Origin of the sequence: Serratia plymuthica, from assembly GCF_018336935.1 — a bacterium.
In the GTDB taxonomy this organism is placed as follows: domain Bacteria; phylum Pseudomonadota; class Gammaproteobacteria; order Enterobacterales; family Enterobacteriaceae; genus Serratia; species Serratia plymuthica_B.
Genome location: NZ_CP068771.1, coordinates 1327303 through 1348557 on the forward strand (window position 1 = coordinate 1327303; position 21255 = coordinate 1348557).

19 protein-coding genes are annotated in these 21255 nt (G+C 57.2%); 9 read left to right on the top strand and 10 right to left on the bottom strand.

The window, feature by feature from the left end; translation table 11 throughout:
- Positions 1-49 precede the first annotated feature (49 nt).
- Entirely contained in the window at positions 50-970 is a 921-nt protein-coding gene (gene gsiC / locus JK621_RS06355) for a glutathione ABC transporter permease GsiC (protein ID WP_013812170.1), read from the top strand.
- A 9-nt stretch (positions 971-979) separates the two neighbouring features.
- Complete coding sequence (gene gsiD, locus JK621_RS06360; protein ID WP_212559091.1) at positions 980-1888, top strand: glutathione ABC transporter permease GsiD; 909 nt, start codon at positions 980-982, stop codon at positions 1886-1888.
- Positions 1889-2004: 116 nt separating this feature from the next.
- Here the strand turns inward: gsiD and fghA are convergent, their stop codons facing one another.
- From fghA to ptrR, 3 genes are read right to left on the bottom strand one after another with little or no spacing between them, the layout of a single operon-like run.
- Positions 2005-2850, bottom strand: a complete 846-nt coding sequence (gene fghA / locus JK621_RS06365; RefSeq protein WP_212559092.1) for an S-formylglutathione hydrolase — start codon at positions 2848-2850, stop codon at positions 2005-2007.
- A gap of 14 nt (positions 2851-2864) precedes the next feature.
- Positions 2865-3992: an S-(hydroxymethyl)glutathione dehydrogenase/class III alcohol dehydrogenase gene (locus JK621_RS06370; protein ID WP_004942340.1), complete on the bottom strand. Its 1128-nt coding sequence runs from the start codon at positions 3990-3992 to the stop codon at positions 2865-2867.
- A 28-nt stretch (positions 3993-4020) separates the two neighbouring features.
- Complete coding sequence (gene ptrR / locus JK621_RS06375; protein WP_212559093.1) at positions 4021-4938, bottom strand: putrescine utilization regulator PtrR; 918 nt, start codon at positions 4936-4938, stop codon at positions 4021-4023.
- 107 nt (positions 4939-5045) lie between these two features.
- On the opposite strand from ptrR, the gene JK621_RS06380 reads away from it, so the two are divergent.
- The 7 genes from JK621_RS06380 (at position 5046) to mglC (ending at position 13487) form a co-directional block, all read left to right on the top strand.
- Complete coding sequence (locus JK621_RS06380) at positions 5046-6203, top strand: YbfB/YjiJ family MFS transporter (protein WP_212559094.1); 1158 nt, start codon at positions 5046-5048, stop codon at positions 6201-6203.
- A 247-nt stretch (positions 6204-6450) separates the two neighbouring features.
- Complete coding sequence (folE, locus tag JK621_RS06385; protein WP_212559095.1) at positions 6451-7116, top strand: GTP cyclohydrolase I FolE; 666 nt, start codon at positions 6451-6453, stop codon at positions 7114-7116.
- A gap of 70 nt (positions 7117-7186) precedes the next feature.
- Positions 7187-8368: a DUF418 domain-containing protein YeiB gene (gene yeiB, locus JK621_RS06390; protein ID WP_283249347.1), complete on the top strand. Its 1182-nt coding sequence runs from the start codon at positions 7187-7189 to the stop codon at positions 8366-8368.
- 129 nt (positions 8369-8497) lie between these two features.
- Positions 8498-9535, top strand: a complete 1038-nt coding sequence (gene galS, locus JK621_RS06395; protein ID WP_212559096.1) for an HTH-type transcriptional regulator GalS — start codon at positions 8498-8500, stop codon at positions 9533-9535.
- A gap of 253 nt (positions 9536-9788) precedes the next feature.
- Positions 9789-10781, top strand: a complete 993-nt coding sequence (gene mglB, locus JK621_RS06400) for a galactose/glucose ABC transporter substrate-binding protein MglB (protein ID WP_004942352.1) — start codon at positions 9789-9791, stop codon at positions 10779-10781.
- A gap of 175 nt (positions 10782-10956) precedes the next feature.
- Positions 10957-12465 (top strand): galactose/methyl galactoside ABC transporter ATP-binding protein MglA, encoded by a 1509-nt coding sequence (mglA, locus tag JK621_RS06405; RefSeq protein WP_006322187.1) that lies wholly within the window; start codon positions 10957-10959, stop codon positions 12463-12465.
- An 11-nt stretch (positions 12466-12476) separates the two neighbouring features.
- A complete protein-coding gene (gene mglC, locus JK621_RS06410; protein WP_006324395.1) occupies positions 12477-13487 on the top strand; it encodes a galactose/methyl galactoside ABC transporter permease MglC in 1011 nt (336 codons plus the stop codon).
- A gap of 61 nt (positions 13488-13548) precedes the next feature.
- On the opposite strand, the gene sanA is transcribed toward mglC, so the two are convergent.
- The 7 genes from sanA to JK621_RS06445 form a co-directional block, all read right to left on the bottom strand.
- On the bottom strand, positions 13549-14292 hold the full coding sequence (sanA, locus tag JK621_RS06415) for an outer membrane permeability protein SanA (protein ID WP_212559097.1): 744 nt from the start codon (positions 14290-14292) through the stop codon (positions 13549-13551).
- Between the two features lie 169 nt (positions 14293-14461).
- Positions 14462-16159, bottom strand: coding sequence for an NAD-dependent malic enzyme (locus JK621_RS06420; RefSeq protein WP_212559098.1), 1698 nt, complete (start codon positions 16157-16159; stop codon positions 14462-14464).
- 221 nt (positions 16160-16380) lie between these two features.
- On the bottom strand, positions 16381-17265 hold the full coding sequence (gene cdd / locus JK621_RS06425; RefSeq protein WP_212559099.1) for a cytidine deaminase: 885 nt from the start codon (positions 17263-17265) through the stop codon (positions 16381-16383).
- A gap of 137 nt (positions 17266-17402) precedes the next feature.
- On the bottom strand, positions 17403-18098 hold the full coding sequence (locus tag JK621_RS06430; protein WP_212559100.1) for a CidB/LrgB family autolysis modulator: 696 nt from the start codon (positions 18096-18098) through the stop codon (positions 17403-17405).
- On the bottom strand, positions 18095-18502 hold the full coding sequence (locus JK621_RS06435) for a CidA/LrgA family protein (RefSeq protein ID WP_212559101.1): 408 nt from the start codon (positions 18500-18502) through the stop codon (positions 18095-18097). The genes JK621_RS06430 and JK621_RS06435 overlap by 4 nt, the downstream gene beginning before the upstream one ends.
- A 125-nt stretch (positions 18503-18627) precedes the next feature.
- On the bottom strand, positions 18628-19854 hold the full coding sequence (locus JK621_RS06440) for an MFS transporter (RefSeq protein ID WP_212559102.1): 1227 nt from the start codon (positions 19852-19854) through the stop codon (positions 18628-18630).
- A gap of 175 nt (positions 19855-20029) precedes the next feature.
- Positions 20030-21106, bottom strand: coding sequence for a sugar ABC transporter substrate-binding protein (locus JK621_RS06445; protein WP_212559103.1), 1077 nt, complete (start codon positions 21104-21106; stop codon positions 20030-20032).
- Between the last annotated feature and the right edge of the window lie 149 nt (positions 21107-21255).

A 21255-nucleotide genomic window follows, 5' to 3' on the forward strand; every position in this document is an offset into this window, starting at 1 on the left:
GCCAATCCCCGCCCTCTATCCGGGGGCGGGGTGAGGGGATTAACCCGACATGCTTAATTATTTTCTGAAACGATTGCTGGGTCTGATCCCGACGCTGCTGATTGTCGCGGTGCTGGTGTTTCTGTTCGTTCACCTGCTGCCCGGCGATCCGGCGCGGCTGGCGGCGGGGCCGGATGCCGACGAAGCGGTGGTGCAACTGGTGCGCAAGGATCTGGGGCTGGATAAGCCGTTGCCTCAGCAGTTCGTCCATTTTTTCGTCAACGCGCTGCAGGGCGATTTCGGCACCTCGATGGTATCCAAACGTCCGGTGAGCGAAGAGATCGGCTCGCGCTTTATGCCAACGCTGTGGCTGACCCTCACCAGCATGCTGTGGGCGGTGATTTTCGGCATGGCCATTGGCATGGTGTCCGCCGTGTGGCGCAACCGTTGGCCGGATCGTTTGGGCATGACGCTGGCGGTCTCGGGCATTTCATTTCCCGCCTTTGCGCTGGGCATGCTGCTGATGCAGGTATTTTCCGTCAACCTCGGCTGGTTGCCGACGGTGGGCGCCGACAGCTGGCGGCACTATATTTTACCTTCCATTACCTTGGGCGCGGCGGTGGCGGCGGTGATGGCGCGCTTTACCCGCGCTTCATTCGTTGAAGTGATGCAAGAGGACTATATGCGCACCGCGCGGGCCAAGGGGGTGCGGGAAACCATGGTGGTGGTGAAGCACGGGCTGCGCAACGCGATGATCCCGGTGGTGACCATGATGGGATTGCAGTTCGGCTTTCTGCTTGGCGGTTCTATCGTGGTGGAGAAAGTCTTTAACTGGCCGGGGCTGGGCAGGCTGCTGGTCGATGCCGTCGAGATGCGCGATTACCCGGTGATCCAGGCCGAGGTGCTGTTGTTTTCTCTGGAGTTCATTCTGATTAACCTGTTGGTGGACATGCTGTATGCGGCAATTAACCCGGCGATACGTTACAAATGAGGGCGCTGCATGATTAAGCATTGGCGGCGTAACGCTGCATTGAAGGCGATGCCGACGATCGACCCTAACGCGGTGCGCACGCCGTGGCATGAGTTTTGGCGGCGTTTCCGCCGACAGCATGTGGCGCTGGTCGCGGGGGGATTTGTGTTGCTGTTGGTGGCTGCAGCGCTGTTGGCGCCGTATCTGGTTCCCTTTGATGCGGAAAACTATTTCGATTATGACCGCCTGAACGAAGGCCCTTCGCTGGTGCATTGGCTGGGCGTGGATTCGCTGGGGCGGGATATTTTTAGCCGCATCCTGATGGGCACGCGCATTTCGCTGGCCGCCGGCGTGTTTTCGGTACTGGCCGGTGGGTTGATTGGCACGTTGCTGGGGCTGTTGGCGGGCTATTATGAAGGCTGGTGGGATCGTATCACCATGCGCATTTGCGACGTGCTGTTCGCGTTCCCCGGCATCCTGCTGGCGATTGGCGTGGTGGCGATCATGGGCAGCGGCATGGCCAATGTGATTATCGCGGTGGCCATTTTCAGTATTCCGGCGTTTGCCCGGTTGGTGCGGGGCAATACCCTGGTGCTGAAGCACCTGACCTATATCGAGTCGGCGCGCAGCATTGGCGCTTCGGACTGGACCATTATCATGCGGCACATTCTGCCGGGAACCCTTTCGTCGATCGTGGTGTATTTCACCATGCGTATCGGCACCTCGATCATCACCGCCGCCAGCCTGTCGTTCCTCGGCCTGGGCGCGCAACCGCCGACGCCGGAGTGGGGCGCGATGCTCAACGAGGCGCGTGCCGATATGGTGATTGCGCCGCACGTGGCGATTTTCCCCAGTTTGGCGATTTTCCTCACCGTGCTGGCGTTTAATTTGTTGGGCGACGGGCTGCGCGATGCGCTGGATCCGAAACTGAAGGGGTGACTTTGGGTCTGTTGCCTTGGCGTGTCCGGGCCGGTTTCGGCATGATGCGTGGCGTACATTTGAATGCGTTAACACGGCTTGAAGAAATCCGGGCGGCTGAACCGCCCGGATTTTTTTTATCCACGGAACAGGTGTTCGGCGTGGAAGCGCAGGTGGTCTTCGATAAAGGTGGCGATGGTGAAGTAGCTGTGATCGTAGCCTGGTTGAATCCGCAGCGTCAGCGGCCAGTCGCGCTGGCGTGCCAGCTCGGCCAGCTTCGCCGGTTGCAGTTGATCCGCCAGGAACTGATCGCCGTCGCCCTGATCCACCAGCACCGGCATTTTTTCCGCGCCGTTGGCCAGCAGATGGCAACTGTCATATTGCAGCCACTGGCTTTCGTCGCTCCCCAGATAGGCGGTGAAGGCTTTACGCCCCCAGGGCACCTGACAAGGATTGACGATCGGCGCGAACGCCGACACGGAACGAAAGCGCTGCGGATTACGAAACGCCAGCATCAGCGCGCCATGGCCGCCCATTGAGTGGCCAAAGATCGACTGGCGATCGCTGACGCTGAAATGCTGATTGATCAACGCCGGCAGCTCATCGCTGAGGTAATCGTACATGCGGAAATGCTTGTCCCACGGCGCCTGCGTGGCGTTCAAATAGAACCCGGCGCCCTGGCCCAGATCGTACCCTTCATCATTCGGCACATCGTCGCCGCGCGGGCTGGTATCGGCCATCACCAGCACCAGGCCCAGCTCGGCGGCGATGCGTTGCGCACCGGCCTTCAACGTGAAGTTTTCATCATTGCAGGTCAGCCCCGACAGCCAGTACAGCACCGGCGGCGGGTTATCATCGCGCGGCGGCGGCAGATAGATGCTGAAAGTCATGTTGCAATTCAGGCTCTGCGCTGCATGGCGGTAACGCTGTTGCCAGCCACCGAACATGCGGTGCTCTTCGAGAAGTTCTAATGACGAGTTCATCTCTGCCTCCTGGCTTATTTTTTGTCGAAGTGAATAACCGAGCGGATTGATTTGCCTTCGTGCATCAAATCGAACGCTTCATTAATCTGATCGAGCCCCATAGTGTGGGTGATAAAGTCATTCAGCGCGAACTCGCCGTCCAGATAACGCTGGACGATGCCCGGCAGCTGCGAACGGCCCTTGACGCCACCAAAGGCGGAACCGCGCCAGACGCGGCCGGTGACCAACTGGAACGGACGGGTAGAGATCTCTTGGCCGGCACCGGCTACGCCGATAATCACCGATTCGCCCCAGCCTTTATGACAACATTCCAGCGCGGAGCGCATCACGTTGACGTTGCCAATGCACTCGAAGGAGAAATCGACGCCGCCGTCGGTCAGCTCAACGATCACGTCCTGAATAGGTTTATCGTAGTCTTTCGGGTTGATCAGATCGGTAGCGCCCAGTTTGCGCGCCAGATCGAACTTGCTGGTGTTGATATCGATGCCGATGATGCGGCCTGCGCCGGCCATCTGCGCGCCGATAATCGCCGACAGACCAATGCCGCCGAGGCCGAAGATGGCCACGGTATCGCCTTTTTGCACTTTGGCGGTGTTGATTACCGCGCCCATGCCGGTGGTGACGCCACAACCCAGCAGGCAGACTTCTTCCAGCGGCGCTTCTTTACTGATTTTCGCCAGCGAGATTTCCGGTACCACGGTGTATTCGGAGAAGGTCGAGGTGCCCATGTAGTGGAAGATAGGCTGTCCGTCTTTGTAGAAGCGGGTGGTGCCGTCCGGCATCAGGCCTTTGCCCTGGGTGGCGCGGATCGCCTGACACAGGTTGGTTTTGCCGGATTTACAGAATTTGCACTCGCCGCATTCCGGGGTGTAAAGCGGGATCACGTGATCGCCGACCGCCACGCTGGTGACGCCTTCGCCCACCGCTTCCACCACGCCGCCGCCTTCATGGCCGAGGATCGCCGGGAACACGCCTTCCGGATCGGCCCCTGACAGGGTATAAGCGTCGGTGTGGCATACGCCGGTGGCGACGATCCGCACCAGCACTTCGCCTTTTTGCGGTGGCATCAGGTCGACTTCTTCGATTTTCAGCGGTTGGTTCGGGCCCCAGGCAACGGCGGCGCGGGTTTTGATCATTTCCATCATAGTCTCCAGTGGTCTATTTTTTAAATCAGGCTATATCGATAGCGTCTGATGAAACGAGGTTTGTTTTGTCAACAGCGGCGGTTTCCGCCTGTTCAATAATCAGTTCTTTCAGCGCACGCACGTTCGGGCCGAACGCATCGCGCCGCCACAGCAACCAGGTGGCGGTTTGAGCGATATCATCCGGTAAGGCATGCACTTTCACCCGTTCATGGCCTGGCAACAGGCTGAGCACCGAATGCGGGATCATCGCCAACCCGGCGCCGCTGGCAACGCAGGCCAGCATCGCGTGGTAGGACTGGATTTCCATAACCTGGCCCGGCAACACGCCTTCGCGCTTGAACCAGGACTCCAGCCGCAGGCGGTAAGAACAACTTGCCCGGAAGGCAAACAGCGTTTCGCCTTTGGCGTCTTTAGCGTTATGAATCGGCAGGTGGTCGAGGCAGGAGATCACCACCATGTGTTCGGGGAAGGCGATACAGCCATTGAGTTCGTCATACTGGACCGGCCCATCGACCAGCGCCGCCGCCAGCGTACCGGCGCGCACCCGTTCGGTGATTTCGCCCGAGGTACCGGTGGTCAACGACAGCGACACCTGCGAAAAGCGCTGGTGATAGGCCGCCAGCAGATTGGGCAGGCGAGTGGCGGCCGTGCTTTCCATCGAGCCGATGGCGAAGTTACCCGCCGGCTCACCGGCATGCGTGATGCTCATGGCCTCTTCGCTGAGCGCCAGAATGCGGTTGGCGTAGCAGAGAAAGTTGTGACCCATCGGCGAAAGGCGCAGGCGTTGCTTTTCGCGGATGAAAAGATCGGTACCCAGTTCCTGCTCGAGCTGACGCAGGCGCGTGGTCAGGTTCGACGGCACGCGGTGCAACTGTTCGGCGGCACGGGCTACGGAGCCGGTTTCGGCGACGCTGCAGAACATGCGAAGCTGGGTAAGATCCATTGTATTCTCTTTTTGTGATGAACTTGATGAGTATTATTCAGTTTTTGTGAGTTTAATACTGCGGCATGATGCTGGCAACCTTCTTTTAACAGTCTGGATAACTCTACATGGCCTTAAGAATTGCCCTGAGCGGTTTTATTGCGTTGATCGTCGCCATGGGGATTGGGCGCTTCGCCTTTACCCCGCAGGTGCCGCTGATGATTGCCGAGCACCAGTTTACCCTGACCGGGGCCGGGCTGGTGGCAGCGATCAACTACCTGGGGTATCTGTGCGGCGCTTACGACGCCATGCGCGCCAGCCGCCACGTTGAGCGCCGGCTGTGGCTGGGCGTGTGGGGTGCCGTGGCCTTGACGCTGCTTTCCGCCGTGGTGCAGGGCGAGTGGTGGCATGGTGCGGTGCGATTTGCCATCGGTTGGGCCAGCGGCTGGTCGATGGTATTGGTGGCGGCCTGGACCAACGAGCGACTGGCGCACTATGGCCGGCCGGCGCTGAGCGCGGCGGTATTCGCCGGCCCGGGGGCCGGAATTTTTATCAGCGGCATGATGGCGGTGGGCATTCATAGCCTGGCGCTGACGGCGTCGCAGGCCTGGATGGTGTATGGCGTATTGGCGCTGGTACTGATTGGCGCCATCAGCATTAACCTGCCGCGTGCCGGTGAGCTGCATCGCCCCAACGTGGCGGCGGAGCCGTTGCAACTGACCCCGGCGTTGAAACGCCTGGTCTGGAGCTACAGCCTGGCGGGCTTTGGCTATATTCTGCCGGCGACCTTTTTATCGCAAATGGCGGCGGCGCGTTTTCCCGATAGCCTGTTCGCTCAATTCGTTTGGCCGATCTTCGGCGGCGCGGCGGTATTGGGGATCGTTCTCGGCATTCTGACCCGCCATCGGCTGACCACTCAGTCCCGACTGGCTATTACCCTGTGGGTGCAGGCGCTGGGCGTACTGTGCGCGGAAGTGGTACCGGGTGTGGCCGGGTTGGCGCTGGGGGCGTTACTTACCGGCGGCGGTTTCCTCAGTGTGGTGCAGCTTTCCATTCAGCATGGCCGGGAGTTGGCGCCCAACCATGCGCGTTATATGGCGGGATTGTTGACCACCGGCTATGCGTTGGGGCAACTGGTTGGCCCCACTCTGTCGGCGCTGTCGACGGCATTGACCCACAGGCTGGAACCGGCGCTGTATGTGGCGGTTGTGGGTCTGATCGTGGCCGGTCTGCTGGTGGTGAATACGCCGGCACGCGAATTGGCGCGAAAACCGACGCTGCCGTGATTAAATTCCGTACAAAAAAAGCGGGATACCTGCAGCAGGCCTGATTGTGCTAAATGCGAATATTTCACCTGCGGTTGAAACACAATCACTGGATAATCCCTTCACTCTCCTCTAGAGTGGGGGCAAAATCTTGACCGGGTTCACGTTATCAACGACGGAAACTTCTGCTGTCAGGAGAGTATGCAATTCACCTATCTGCCCGGTAAAGCCGTTGGATGGGTGAGTTCAAGTCCGTTGGAGAGAATAAATGACATCATTAAATAAAGAAGCTGCCCTGGTTCATGCAGCGCTCGAAGAGCGTGGTCTGGAAACCCCATTGCGCGGTGAAGTGCTGGATCGCGAAACGCGCAAACGTCGTATTAAAGAGCACATGACGGAAATCATGCAGCTGCTTAATCTCGACCTGTCCGACGACAGCCTGGCGGAAACCCCGCACCGCATTGCCAAGATGTATGTCGATGAGATTTTCTCCGGCCTGGACTACGCCAACTTCCCAAAAATCACCGTCATCGAAAACAAGATGAAGGTAGATGAAATGGTGACGGTGCGCGATATCACACTGACCAGCACCTGCGAGCATCACTTCGTGACCATCGACGGCAAAGCGACCGTGGCCTACATCCCGAAAGATGTGGTCATTGGTTTGTCGAAAATCAACCGTATCGTGCAGTTTTTCTCCCAGCGCCCTCAGGTGCAGGAGCGTTTGACTCAGCAGATCCTGGTGGCATTGCAAACCTTGCTCGGCACCAATAACGTGGCGGTATCGATTGATGCGGTCCATTATTGTGTTAAGGCACGCGGCATCCGTGATGCGACCAGCGCCACCACCACCACTTCTCTGGGGGGGCTGTTCAAGTCCAGTCAGAACACGCGCCAGGAGTTTTTGCGCGCGGTGCGCCATCACCAGGGGTGATGGCGGGTTAAAAAAAAAGAACAGGCGCCTGCGGGCGCCTTTTTAATGACCGGCATACAGCGGTAAAATAATGAACACTAGCTCCACGGCCCCCTTGCCACGCATCGCCACGCTGGACTGCGTGCGAGGTATCGCCATTCTCGGCATTCTTCTGCTGAATATCAGCGCCTTTGGCCTGCCAAAGGCGGCCTACCTAAACCCTGCCTATCTGGGGCTGCCGACCTCTCGCGATGCCTGGACCTGGGCGCTGCTGGATATTTTCGCGCAGGCCAAGTTTTTGGCGATGTTCGCCCTGCTATTCGGCGCAGGCCTGCAGATGCTGCTGCGCCGCGGCAAAGGCTGGATACGTGCCCGATTGTCGTGGTTGGTGCTGTTCGGCCTGGGGCATGCCATTTTTCTCTGGGACGGTGACATCCTGTTGGCTTACGGGTTGATCGGCCTGGTGTGCTGGCGGATGATCCGCGATGCGAAGGACACTTACCAACTGCTGAAAACCGGCGTGGTGCTGTACCTGATTGGCGTTGGGGTGTTGTTGCTGCTGGGGTTCGTTTCGCACGGTGAGCCGGGCGGTTTCTGGCAACCAGGCGTAGCTGAGTTGCAGTATGAGAAGTTCTGGAAATTGCAGGGGGGCATGGAGGCATGGCGCAGCCGTGTTGATCTGCTGTCTTCCAGCCTGCTGGCGATTGGCGCTCAATACGGCTGGGAGTTGGCGGGGTTGATGCTGTTCGGTGCGGGACTGATGCGCAGCGGCTGGCTGCGCGGTACTTATTCGCCGGGCTACTATCGCCGGCAGGCGGCCTGGCTGATACCGCTTTCATTGCTGATCCAACTGCCGGCGGTAGCCTTGCAGTGGCATCTGCACTGGGACTACCGCTGGAGCGGTTTTTTATTGCAGGTGCCGCGTGAACTGGGCGCACCCTTGCAGGCGATGGGCTATCTGGCGCTGTGTTACGGTTTCTGGCCGACGCTGTCGCGCCTGCGTATCGCCCATTGGCTGACGCAGGTCGGGCGTATGGCGCTGAGCAATTACCTGCTGCAAACGCTGGTCTGCACCACGCTGTTCTATCGCTTTGGCCTGTATCAGCAGTTTGATCGCCTGCAACTGTTGGCGTTTGTGCCGCTGGTCTGGCTGGCTAACCTGTTGTTTTCCAACCTGTGGTTGAGTTATTTTCCGCAGGGGCCGGTAGAGTGGCTGTGGCGAAAATTGACCCACCTGGCCGCCGGTCAGGCAAAACCCAAGGCGCTGAACTGAGATCTGGCGCAGGCAGGTTAAAAAAATGTATGTAAACGTTTTCTTTCCTGTGACGTAATTCACGCAGAGGAGGATGACAAACGGGGTAGGATAGCGCCACTGTCAACTACCCCGACCTCAGGATCTTTCATGGCCTCTGTTCACCCCATCACCATTCGCGACGTGGCGAAACGCGCGGGCGTGTCCGTAGCGACCGTCTCCCGCGTGCTGAACAACAGCGCCCTGACCAGCAAACAGACGCGTGAAGGGGTGCTGCAGGCGGTCGCGGAACTGGGCTACCGGCCCAATGCCAACGCGCAGGCGTTGGCCACCCAAAGCAGCGATACCCTCGGCGTGGTGGTGATGGACGTTTCCGATCCCTTCTTTGGCGCGTTGGTGAAAGCGGTAGACACTGTGGCGCAGAAAAACCACAAATACCTGCTGATTGGCAACAGCTACCACCAGGCGGAAAAAGAGCGTCATGCCATCGAAGTATTGATTCGTCAGCGATGCAATGCCTTGATTGTTCATGCAAAAGCCTTGTGTGACGCCGAGTTGATCGCCTTTCTCGAACAGGTGCCGGGCATGGTGCTGATTAACCGAATCATCGCCGGCTATGAACACCGCTGCGTTGGCCTGGATAACGTCAGCGGCGCAGAGATGGCGATGCGCCTGCTGTTGTCGCAGGGCCACCAGCGTATTGGTTACCTGGGCTCCAATCACCCGATCGAAGACGGACCGCTGCGTCAGCAGGGCTATGAGCAGGCGATGAGCGCCGCGGGGCTGGCTACGCCGGACAACTGGCGCGCTTACGGTTCACCGGATCTGCAGGGCGGGGAGGCCGCCATGGTCGAGCTGCTTGGGCGCAACCTGCACCTGAGCGCGGTGTTCGCCTATAACGATGCTATGGCCGCCGGCGCCATGGCGGTGCTGAAAGAAAACGGTATCACAGTGCCGCAAAATTTCTCGATAGTGGGGTTCGATGATATCCCCATTGCACGCTATACCAGCCCTAAACTGACCACGGTACGCTATCCTATTGTTACCATGGCGACTCTCGCCACCGAATTGGCCCTGCGTGGCGCGGCTGGCGGGCTGGAGCCACAGGCGCGCCACCTGTTTATGCCTACTCTGGTACGTCGCCATTCCGATGCGCCCTGGCAAAGTGAGGCGGCGGTCACTCTCTGAAGATTTAATCTTGTGTAACCGTTTTCAATCTGTGAGAAAATTCACAGATTATTAACATCGCCCCGTCTATGCTCTAGGCGTTTTCCGGCGCAAAGGCACTTGCCGCTGCCGTTTTATCTCGCGCTGACACAGCACTTTTCAGGAATAACATGATTCACGGATGACAGGGAACCTGCCAGACCCGGTCGTGCACCCACCGCCGGTTACCTTTGGCTCAATACCGAGTACGACCTACATAAACCGGAGACAGACAATGAATAAGAAGGTTTTCACCCTGGCCGCGACGGCCGCAGCCATGATGTTTGGTGCCGCAGCTCATGCAGATACCCGTATTGGCGTCACCATTTATAAATACGACGACAACTTCATGTCGGTAGTGCGCAAGGCGATCGAGAAAGACGCCAAGGCCTCTCCGGATATCACTCTGCTGATGAATGACTCGCAGAACGATCAGTCCAAGCAAAACGACCAGATCGACGTACTGATCGCCAAGGGCGTGAAAGCGCTGGCGATCAACCTGGTTGACCCGGCCGCGGCCCCGGTGGTTATCGATAAGGCGCGCGCAAACGATATCCCTGTCGTGTTTTATAACAAAGAACCTTCCCGCAAAGCGCTGGACAGCTATGACAAAGCGTTTTATGTCGGGACCGACTCCAAGGAGTCCGGCGTGATCCAGGGCCAGCTGATCGCCAAGCACTGGAAAGCCAACCCGAACTGGGATCTGAACAAAGACGGCCAGATTCAGTATGTGTTGCTGAAAGGCGAACCGGGCCACCCGGATGCCGAAGCGCGCACCACCTATGTGGTGAAAACGTTGAACGAAGGCGGCCTTAAAACGCAGCAACTGCAGATGGACACCGCCATGTGGGATACCGCTCAGGCGAAAGACAAAATGGACGCCTGGTTGTCCGGCCCGAACGCCAACAAAATTGAAGTGGTTATCGCCAACAACGATGCCATGGCGATGGGCGCGGTAGAAGCGCTGAAGGCACACAACAAATCCAGCATTCCGGTATTCGGCGTGGATGCGTTGCCGGAAGCGCTGGCGATGGTCAAATCCGGCGCGATGGCGGGGACGGTGCTGAACGATGCCGACAACCAGGCTAAAGCCACCTTCGAATTGGCGAAAAACCTGGCTGCGGGCAAACCGGCCGCCGACGGCACCCAATATAAAATCGAAAATAAAGTGGTGCGCATTCCTTACGTTGGCGTAGATAAAGACAATCTGTCTCAGTTTGTTAAGTAAGTTCTGATATAAGCCGTAATGACCCCGCCTGGGGTGCGCTCAGCGCCAACACCAGGAAAGCCGCAGGCGGGGGAATTTTTTATTCAAATGACAGCCTATACCCACGAATTTCACGTTGCGGCTAACCACGCTGCGGTTTGACAGACGATGGGTACAATAATAGCCAGGTGTATTTATGGCCGACAGCCCACGCGAATTCCTCCTGGAAATGACCGATATCAGCAAGTCATTCCCCGGCGTCAAGGCATTGGATAATGTTAACCTGCGCGTTCGTCCGCACTCCATTCATGCGTTAATGGGGGAGAACGGCGCCGGGAAATCAACATTATTAAAATGCCTGTTTGGCATTTATAAAAAAGATGCCGGCAGTATTGTTTTTCAGGGCCGGGAAATTGATTTCAAAAGCTCAAAAGAGGCGCTGGAACACGGCGTTTCAATGGTGCATCAGGAGTTAAATCTGGTCCTGCAGCGCACCGTGATGGACAACATGTGGTTGGGGCGTTATCCGACCAAAGGCATGTTTGTCGATCAGGACAAGATGTTGAAGGACACCCAGGCGATATTCGACGAGCTGGATATTGATATCAACCCGCGGGATAAAGTGGGCACGCTGTCGGTATCGCAAATGCAGATGATCGAAATCGCCAAGGCGTTTTCCTATGACGCCAAGATTGTCATTATGGATGAGCCGACCTCGTCACTGACGGAAAAAGAGGTGAACCATCTGTTCACCATTATCCGTAAGCTGAAAGAGCGCGGCTGCGGCATTGTCTATATCTCGCATAAAATGGAAGAAATTTTCCAACTGTGCGATGAAATCACCATCCTGCGCGACGGCCAGTGGATCGCCACCCAGCCGCTGGAAGGGCTGGATATGGACAAGATCATCTCGATGATGGTGGGCCGTTCGCTCAGTCAGCGTTTCCCCGACAGACAGAATACGCCGGGAGAGGTGATTCTGGAGGTGAAGAACCTGACGTCATTGCGCCAGCCTTCGATTCGCGATGTTTCTTTCGATCTGCACAAAGGTGAAATTCTTGGCATTGCCGGGTTGGTGGGCGCCAAGCGCACGGACATTGTGGAAACCCTGTTCGGTATCCGTGAAAAGGTGGCGGGCACCATCAAGCTGCACGGCAAGGCCATCAACAATCACAGCGCCAATGAAGCGATAAACCACGGTTTTGCACTGGTAACGGAAGAGCGCCGCTCTACCGGGATTTACGCCTATCTGGATGTGGGCTTCAACTCGCTGATATCCAATATCCGCAACTATAAAAATAAAATCGGTCTGCTGGATAACGCCCGAATGAAGAGCGACACCCAATGGGTGATCGACGCCATGCGGGTCAAAACGCCGGGCCACCATACCCATATCGGCTCGCTGTCCGGCGGCAACCAGCAGAAGGTGATTATCGGCCGCTGGCTGTTAACCCAACCGGAAATATTAATGCTGGATGAACCGACGCGCGGCATTGACGTCGGCGCCAAATTCGAAATTTATCAGCTGATGACCGAATTGGCGAAGAAGGGCAAGGGGATCATTATTGTCTCGTCCGAAATGCCGGAGCTTTTGGGAATTACCGACAGAATACTGGTGATGAGTAATGGTCAGGTTGCGGGCATCGTTAACACCAAACAGACCTCGCAAAATGAAATTTTACGCCTCGCATCCCTGCACCTTTAAGGATCAGAATTATGAACGCGCTGAATAAGAAAACTTTGTTCACCTATTTTAAAGAAGGTGGCATTTACGTGGTATTGCTGGTGCTGCTGGCAATTATTATTATCCAGGACCCGACTTTCCTCAGTTTAATGAACCTGAGCAACATCCTGACCCAGTCATCGGTGCGTATTATTATTGCACTGGGCGTGGCCGGGTTGATCGTCACTCAGGGTACCGACCTGTCCGCCGGGCGTCAGGTTGGGCTGGCGGCGGTGGTGGCGGCAACGTTGCTGCAGTCGATGGACAACGTCAATAAAGTGTTTCCCCATATGGAAACCTGGTCGATCCCGCTGGTGATCCTGCTGGTGTGCGCCGTTGGCGCGGTGATCGGCCTGGTGAACGGTCTGATCATCGCCTATCTGAATGTGACGCCGTTTATTACCACCCTGGGTACCATGATCATCGTCTACGGCATCAACTCGCTGTATTACGATTCTGTCGGCGCTTCGCCGGTAGCGGGGTTCGATCCCAAGTTCTCTAGCTTTGCCCAGGGATTCCTGCGCTTTGGCGACTTTAAGCTGTCGTACATCACTTTCTACGCCATCATCGCGATTATTTTTGTCTGGATCCTGTGGAATAAAACCCGCTTCGGCAAAAATATCTTCGCCATCGGCGGTAACCCGGAAGCGGCAAAGGTTTCCGGCGTGAACGTGCCGTTGAACCTGATCATGATCTATGCGCTGTCCGGCGTGTTCTATGCCTTTGGCGGCCTGTTGGAAGCCGGCCGTATCGGCAGCGCCACCAACAACCTCGGTTTTATGTATGAGCTGGATGCCATCGCCGCCTGCGTGGTGGGCGGCGTGTCCTTTGCCGGTGGGGTGGGGACGGTGTTGGGCGTAGTGACCGGGGTGATCATCTTTACCGTCATCAACTACGGGCTGACCTACATTGGCGTTAACCCTTACTGGCAGTACATCATCAAGGGCGGCATCATTATCTTCGCCGTGGCGCTGGACTCACTGAAATACGCCAAGAAGAAATAAGCGTTCCGCAGCAATAAAAACGGTCGGCAAATGCCGACCGTTTTTATTTGCACCGTTGCAACTAAGGCTGTTTGGCCTTTTGCTTTTCTTCTTTCAGCTTGTGCTCCAGTTCCACCAACTGCTCTGGCGACACCGCCGGGTAGCCCTGGGCGTCTTCCGGCACCGCGTGCATGGAGGAGATGGGGATCAGCGGGCCGAGGAAGCGCGGTTCGCGTTTGAGTATGTACAGGTCGGTCAGCGCGCCAAGGCGGGCGAAGATCTCGCGAGCGCGCACCGTCATCATGTCTTTCGGCGACGGCACTGCGTAGCACTGGGCCTGGATCCCCATATGCAGGGCAATAAACAGCGCGCGCTCGCAGTGGAAACGCTGGGTGATAATGATGAAGTCATTGGTGTCGAACACCTTGCGGGTACGCACTATGGAGTCCAGGGTACGGAACCCGGCGTAATCCAGCACGATATCGCTGGGTGCTACGCCTGCGGCGATCAGATCGCGGCGCATGGTCATGGGCTCGTTATAGCTTTGCTGGGCATTGTCTCCGCTCAGCAGCAGGTATTTCACCTTGCCGCTGTTATAGGCGTTAATCGCGCCCTGAATGCGGTAACGGTAATACTGGTTGATGACGCCGGTACGGTAATATTTTGCGGTGCCGAGCACCACGCCGACCTGGCGATGGGGCAGCCCCTGGAGTTCGTCGTAGACGTAAGGCGCGGTTTTCCAACTGATCCAGCGATCGAGCGCGAGCGCCGAGAACATCAACACCGTAATGATGATGAACAGGCTGATTATCAGGCGTTTCCACATGTTATTGCCTTACGCGCACAGGGGCCAAAAAAGATGGCTCAAGGCTACTTTACCTGACTGGCCGACGCAAGCTGTCCACCGCCTGAAGCACGTATTGCGCCGCATTTTTAGGCGGTTTTGACAATAAAAAAGGTCCGGCGTGCCGGACCTTGCGCGTCACCTGCGTAAATCAGAACGAGGTGCGTTTGTAGCTGCGGTACTGTGGCCGCCAGAAGTTGTGTTCAATGGCCTTCGACAGCGCTTCTTCAGAGGTGACTACCGCCATTCCCTGCAGCTGCGCCGCTTTGCCCACTTCCATCGCGATGCACTTGGATACGCCCTGAATATCGTCGATATTCGGCAACAGCGCGCCATGTCCGTCGGTCGCCAGCGGCGAACAATCTGCCAGCGCGCGGCTGGCGGCCATCAGCATGGCGTCGGTCACGCGGGTAGCGCCGGAGGCCAGCACGCCCAAACCAATCCCCGGGAAGATATAGGAGTTGTTGCATTGGGCAATAGGGAACAGCTGGTCTTTATAGCTCACCGGCGCAAACGGGCTGCCGGTCGCGACCAGCGCGGCGCCGTCGGTCCAGTTGATGATGTCTTCCGGGCGGGCTTCCACGCGTGAGGTCGGGTTGGACAGCGGCATGACGATCGGGCGCGGGCAATGCTTGTGCATTTCGCGGATCAGCTCTTCGGTAAACAGGCCCGGCTGGCCGGAAACGCCGATCAAAATGCTGGGTTTGGCGTTACGCACCACGTCCAGCAGAGAGATGGCGTCGCTGGACGTCTGCCATGAAGCCAGGTTTTCGCTCTTTTGCACCAGCTTGCTCTGGAAATCGAGCAGGTTGGGCAGTTTGTCGGTCAGCAGGCCGAAACGGTCAACCATGAAGACCTGGGCGCGGGCTTCGTCTTCGCTCAGTCCTTCGGATTTCATCTGCGCGATAATCTGTTCGGCGATGCCGCAACCGGCTGAACCGGCGCCAAGGAAGGTCACGGTTTGGTCGCGCAGTTGGCTGCCGGCGGCGCGGCTGGCGGCGATCAGGCTGCCAAGGGTGACCGCGGCGGTGCCTTGAATATCGTCGTTGAAGCAGCAAATCTCATCGCGATAGCGGTTCAACAACGGCGTGGCGTTGTTCTGCGCGAAGTCTTCGAATTGCAGCAGCACGTTTGGCCAGCGGCGTTTTACTGCCTGAACGAACTCTTCGACAAAGGCGTGGTATTCATCGCCGGAGATGCGCGGGTGGCGCCAGCCCATGTACAGCGGATCGTTGAGGCGCTGTGGGTTGTTGGTGCCAACGTCCAGCACGACCGGCAGGGTATAGGCCGGGCTGATGCCGCCACAGGCGGTATACAGCGACAGCTTGCCGATAGGAATGCCCATGCCGCCGATGCCCTGATCGCCTAGGCCGAGAATACGCTCACCGTCGGTGACCACGATCACTTTAACGTTCTGCTTGGTGGCGTTTTGCAGCATGTCGTCGATGCGATCGCGGTTTGGGTAGGAGATAAACAGCCCGCGCGCGCGGCGGTAGATATCGGAGAAATGCTCACAGGCTTCGCCGACCGTCGGGGTGTAGATGATGGGCATCATCTCGCTCAGATGCGCATCCAGCAGGCGGTAGAACAGGGTTTCGTTGGTATCCTGGATATTGCGCAGATAGATGTGTTTGTCGTTGTCGTTCTTGAAATCCTGATACTGACGATAGGCGCGTTCAACCTGCTCTTCGATGGTTTCCACCGCTTCGGGCAGTAAACCGTGCAGGTTGAAATGGCTGCGTTCATCCTCGGTAAAGGCGCTGCCTTTGTTCAGCAGCGGAAATTCCAGCAGAATCGGGCCGGCGTAGGGGATGTAGAGGGGGCGTTTGCTTTCGTATTCAAGTTCCATTGTTTTGCTCTTCAACGTATCGGATAACTTTTATGATGCCGATCCTAAAAGATCGGGAAAATATGTACAGCAATTGTTATCGGATCATGAGGTAAATTGGCGTAATTATCGACGATCACGTCCTAATTTAACTAAAGAAAGTGTTTTAAGACGTGAATGCCATTGTAATCGGCTTGCGGGGCTGTTAACAGCGGTGCCGGGTGGCACCGCCGCGATCGGGATCAGAAAGTGATGCGGCTGACGTTTTGGCAACCCAGCGCTTCCAGCGTGGCACGGGTGGCGTCCCACTGGGTGAAGATGGCGGTTTGTGGCTCAGCCAGTACCGCGCGGCGGATTTTCCGGCAGTCGCGTCCGGAGACGTTCAGCAGAATCAACGCGGCTTGCAGCGGCGGCAGGCTCGGGTTAAAGGCCGCGTTCTCCGCATAGCGCCCGGCGTAAATCGTGCCGTCTTCTGCCTCCAGCGCGACGCCGCTATGGGCGTTACTGTAGGGCGCATGGCTCTGGTTGGCGGCGGCCAGCGCGGCTTTCTCCAGTTCGTCAGACAGCGCCAGTTGGTAGCCCTGATCGACCCGGTCCATCAGCAGCGTGGCGATATCCAGGTCTTTCGGGCCGAACGAATCCGGCAGATAATCGCCAAGCGTGGCCGGCTCACGGCCGGGCAGGCGAATTTGCAGGCCGCTACCGCTGTTCAGTTCATTCATAAACTGGCGGCAGTGGCCGCAAGGCGTGTAGTTAACGGTGATGGAGGCCAGACCAGGTTCACCGCGCAACCAGGCGTGGGTCACCGCGCACTGTTCCGCATGGATGGTTTGTTGCATCGGCGCACCGCTGAATTCCATATTGGCGCCAAAATAGAGATTGCCGCTCTGGCCGCGGGCAATGGCGCCGACGTGGAAATGGGAGATCGGCGTTAACGAGCAGGCCGCTGCCAGAGGCAACAGGGCAAATGCCAGAGCATCATCATCCAGCCCGCAGCGCTGCTTGATCGCGTCTACCTGCTGCGCCTCGAACATGGCCGGAAAAGCAGGCGCATCAAAATAAGGCAGCAGGACGGATTGCAATGTCGCGGACAGTTCGCCGAAAGCGGTGTGAAAACGCGGGTGCATAGAAACTCTCTCTACAGGTTAACGGGATAACATTTTAGGCAGCCTTTTGGCAATAAAGTGTGATTAAAGTCTCTTTATTGATGAAATCAATGCAATGAAAACGATAAATGCGGGATGTATCGCAAGTTTCTAACCCGTTAACCGAACAAATGCAGCAACACCGGGAAGACAAAGGGCGCCAGCAGCGAAGTGATAATCCCGCAAATCACCAGCGCCAGCGAGCTGAAGGCGCCTTCCTGGTAGTCCATTTCCGCACAGCGTGCCGTGCCTATGGCGTGCGAAGCGGTGCCCATCGCCAGGCCGCGTGCAGAACGGGTGGTGATTTTCAGTACTCTGAACAGCGAATGGCCGAATATCGAGCCGAATATGCCGGCGAAAATAACGCAGACGGCGCTGATGGCGGGGATGCCGCCAAGGGATCCCGCTACCGCCATGGCGATCGGCGTAGTGACGGATTTCGGCATGATCGACGCGGCAATTTCCGGCGTTGCGCCCATCCACAGCGCGATGGCGCCGCCGCTGATCATCGCCGTCATGCTGCCGATAAAGCACACTGCGATAATCGACTTCCAGCGGGCGCGGATCTGATGCAACTGCTCATACAGCGGGAAGGCCAGCGCCACCACCGCCGGTTGCAGCAAGTCGTTGAGGATCTTGCTGCCCTGAAAATAGCGTTCATAGGGAATGCCGGTCAGCAGCAGCAGGGGAATGATCACCGCCATGGAAACCAGCAGCGGGTTCAGCAGCGGCATCTTCAGCCGTTGTGCCAGCCAGCGTGCAGCAAAGTAGACCAGCAAGGTTAACGGCAATGACCACCAGATTTCATGGATCATTTTTTACCCTCCGCAGGTTCGTCACTGCCGATGATTTTACGCTCGCGGTGAAAATAGTGAGAGGTGCAGGCGACGACGATCAGCACCATCAGGGTGCTGATCACGCAGGAAACCACCAGCGGGCTGAGATGTTCGATGATTTGCTCGTAATAGTTCATCACGCCGACGCCAATCGGCACGAACAGCAGCACCATATAGCGGATCAGCAGATGACAACCGGGCTTGACCCACTTCGCCGGCAAAATTTGGCTGGAGAGCAGGGCAAACAGGAGCAGCATGCCGATAATGCTACCGGGAATGGCGATCGGCAGTAGCGCTGTAATGGCATTGCCGGCAAACAAGCAGAGGTAGATAAGGACGATTGCCCTCAGGTATTTCCAGCACAGTGTAAGCACGTTTGCCATCACCTTTTCCCGTTTAACTGATGTATTCATCATACAATTAAACTGTGACCTGCGCCACAAATCACACCATGAATTCTCTCTATGACACCGATGCTGACAGCACCGGCGAAAGGTCGCGCGCGGCCTTATTCCACGTGTGTGACGATCGCATTGAGTGACTGCTTTTGCGCCAGCCGGTGGCCGAGGAAAAAGAATAGCAGGCTCAATAACGCGGCGGCAATCAACATCAAAAACATCAATGGCGGTGCGGCGTAGCTGAGGATAAAACCGCAGATCACCGGGTTGATGGCGCCGCCCAACGCACTGAGGTTTTGCACGCCATAGTAGCTGCCTTTCAGATGCGGCGGCGCGATAAAGTCGATGAACATATATTCCACCGGGATGACGATAATCTCCCCCAGCGTGAATATCGCCATGGCCACGGCCCACAGCCACACGGATTGCCCCGCCAGCATAAAACCGATCAGCCCGACAATGAAAAACGCCGTGCCCAGCGCCAGCCAGCGCAGCATGTTTTCCTGACGCATGCCCCGGCTCAGCAAATACTGCAACGCGATGACGATGCAGGCATTGACGATCATCACCACGCCAATGATTTTGTACGCGAATTCGGCGTTCGAGACGATAATCAGGTATTGCGACAGGTAGCCGGTGAACTGGCCGAAAACGACCGCCCCCAGCGTACTGCCGAGCGTAAAGTAAATCAGCCGGCGATCGCTGCGCAGGATGGCCAGCGTCTGACGAAAGTCAGGCAATGTGGTCGGTGCGGATTCGGCTGCCGCAGGCTGACCTGGGTGCAACTGCCCACGCAGACGAAAGCTCAGCGTCGCCACCGTCAATAAGGCCAGCCCACCGGAGAGGTAGAACGGCAGCAGCGGGTTCAGCCCGGCCACCATCACGCCCAGAGATGACCCCATGGCCCAGCCGACATTCACCAGCGTGTAGTTGAGCGAAAAGGCTTTTATGCGCTGCGTGACCGGCAGCCAGTCGGCAAAGCACGCTTTAATGGTGATGCCCAGCACCGAATAGGCAGTATGCAGGATCGCCAGCACCAGAACGATGCCGCCCGGGCGCGGGATCCACGGGATGGCGAAAAAGCTCAGGGCGAACAGTAAAATGGAAAGCAGGATCAAGGTGTTTTTGTTGAACTTGTCCACCAGGTAGCCGCCATACAGGCTGGCGAAAATGCCGATCGTCAGGCTGATGCCCAGAATAATGCCGACGCTTTTCGGCAAAAGGTGGAAATGCCCGGTGAGGTAAATGGTAATGAACGGCAGCGTGACGCCGCGGCCTATGGTCAATACCAGCGAGCTGGCCAGCAGTGCGATGATCAGCGGTGGGAATCCCTTCATGTCAGACCTGTTTATGCATACAGTTATTAAGCGATGTTGATAACATAGCTTATTTTGGCCGGCTGGGAAGATGTTGTATGAAAAAAAGAGGCAACCTCCGCGACTTTCAAGCGGCCGTTGCCTTAGGGGGGCTGCATGCAGCCCCCCTGTTCTGCCTGGAGGGAGCGGAGGAAGGTTATTTTCCCGATTTGGCTTGCAGCGTGGCGAACCACGGCTGGATAAAATCGCTGCTGCTGCCCCAGCCCGGGATGATTTTTGCCAGCCCGGCCACGTTGACCGGCCCCGGCTGGCTGGCCAGCAACGCCTGCGGAATAGACGCCGCCTTGAACTCATAGGTTGCAGGCGTAGCTTCACCGGCAATCTTGTTCGCCACCAGACGCAGATTTACCGCACCAATCAGCTTGGTATCCACCGCGACGCTGACCTTCCACGGGCTATTGGCTTCGCGCATCAGCTGCAGATCCTGATTGGAAATATCGATGCTGTAGAGTTTGATTTCGGTACGGCCGTTTTCTTTCAGCGCCTTGTAGGCACCCTGACTAAAGGCGTCCCAGGTGCCCCAGATAGCGTCAATCTTGCCTTTCGGGTACTTGGCCAGTACGGCGCCCACCTTGTTGGCGGTGTCACCCTGCACGTCCGATGACACTGCGCCGATCGATTCCAGCTCGTGAATGCCCGGGTTTTGCTTCAGCAACTGCTGGTAGGCCGCCTGACGGCGCTCCATCGGCGGGAAACCGGCAACCCAAAGCTTGATGATATTGGCCTTCCCGTTGAAGTCTTTTATCAGTTGGCCGAACGACTCATTTGCCAGCGAAGCGTCATCCTGCTGCGACACAGTTACGCCGGGAATGCTGCCGCTGACGTCGGTATCAAACACGGACACGGCAATGCCCGCCGCCGCAATGCGTTTGACCAAATCGGTGGAATAGGGCGCACGGCCCTGCGAGAGAATAATGCCGTCATATTTTTGGCTGATGGCCTGGTTCACGAAGTCTTGAAAACGCGCGTCGTCACCGTTACTGAGGAAGGTATCGACCTTAAAGCCCAGCTTGCGTCCCTCCTGGATGGCGCCCGCCAGAAACTGAGTGGTGTTGTCGTCTGAACCCAGGTTACGGATCACCGCAACGCGGATCGGCCCCTGATGCTGGGCGATGGCGGTTGGCACCGGAGCCGGCGTGGAGGATTCTGCGGCGAACAGCGGCAGAGCGGCCAGCAGGCCAATGGCCAGTAGTGGTGTGTTTATCGTTTTCATTATTATTGGCTCCAAAAGCAGGTGATAGCTATCCCGGTAAGAGGGTATTTATAGCAATCTTTACATCTGGACGTCTATATATAATGTTGAAATATATCGCTTCTGGGCGGCAGATAAAATTTGCCTGCGATGGCGTCTTTTGAGGGGGG

Excerpts from the sequence above, each read along its gene's own strand:
- gsiC (WP_013812170.1), top strand. The coding sequence starts at position 50 with ATGCTTAATTATTTTCTGAAACGATTGCTGGGTCTGATCCCGACGCTG.
- gsiD (WP_212559091.1), top strand. The coding sequence starts at position 980 with ATGATTAAGCATTGGCGGCGTAACGCTGCATTGAAGGCGATGCCGACG.
- fghA (WP_212559092.1), bottom strand. The coding sequence starts at position 2,850 with ATGAACTCGTCATTAGAACTTCTCGAAGAGCACCGCATGTTCGGTGGC.
- JK621_RS06370 (WP_004942340.1), bottom strand. The coding sequence starts at position 3,992 with ATGGAAATGATCAAAACCCGCGCCGCCGTTGCCTGGGGCCCGAACCAA.
- ptrR (WP_212559093.1), bottom strand. The coding sequence starts at position 4,938 with ATGGATCTTACCCAGCTTCGCATGTTCTGCAGCGTCGCCGAAACCGGC.
- JK621_RS06380 (WP_212559094.1), top strand. The coding sequence starts at position 5,046 with ATGGCCTTAAGAATTGCCCTGAGCGGTTTTATTGCGTTGATCGTCGCC.
- folE (WP_212559095.1), top strand. The coding sequence starts at position 6,451 with ATGACATCATTAAATAAAGAAGCTGCCCTGGTTCATGCAGCGCTCGAA.
- yeiB (WP_283249347.1), top strand. The coding sequence starts at position 7,187 with ATGAACACTAGCTCCACGGCCCCCTTGCCACGCATCGCCACGCTGGAC.
- galS (WP_212559096.1), top strand. The coding sequence starts at position 8,498 with ATGGCCTCTGTTCACCCCATCACCATTCGCGACGTGGCGAAACGCGCG.
- mglB (WP_004942352.1), top strand. The coding sequence starts at position 9,789 with ATGAATAAGAAGGTTTTCACCCTGGCCGCGACGGCCGCAGCCATGATG.
- mglA (WP_006322187.1), top strand. The coding sequence starts at position 10,957 with ATGGCCGACAGCCCACGCGAATTCCTCCTGGAAATGACCGATATCAGC.
- mglC (WP_006324395.1), top strand. The coding sequence starts at position 12,477 with ATGAACGCGCTGAATAAGAAAACTTTGTTCACCTATTTTAAAGAAGGT.
- sanA (WP_212559097.1), bottom strand. The coding sequence starts at position 14,292 with ATGTGGAAACGCCTGATAATCAGCCTGTTCATCATCATTACGGTGTTG.
- JK621_RS06420 (WP_212559098.1), bottom strand. The coding sequence starts at position 16,159 with ATGGAACTTGAATACGAAAGCAAACGCCCCCTCTACATCCCCTACGCC.
- cdd (WP_212559099.1), bottom strand. The coding sequence starts at position 17,265 with ATGCACCCGCGTTTTCACACCGCTTTCGGCGAACTGTCCGCGACATTG.
- JK621_RS06430 (WP_212559100.1), bottom strand. The coding sequence starts at position 18,098 with ATGATCCATGAAATCTGGTGGTCATTGCCGTTAACCTTGCTGGTCTAC.
- JK621_RS06435 (WP_212559101.1), bottom strand. The coding sequence starts at position 18,502 with ATGGCAAACGTGCTTACACTGTGCTGGAAATACCTGAGGGCAATCGTC.
- JK621_RS06440 (WP_212559102.1), bottom strand. The coding sequence starts at position 19,854 with ATGAAGGGATTCCCACCGCTGATCATCGCACTGCTGGCCAGCTCGCTG.
- JK621_RS06445 (WP_212559103.1), bottom strand. The coding sequence starts at position 21,106 with ATGAAAACGATAAACACACCACTACTGGCCATTGGCCTGCTGGCCGCT.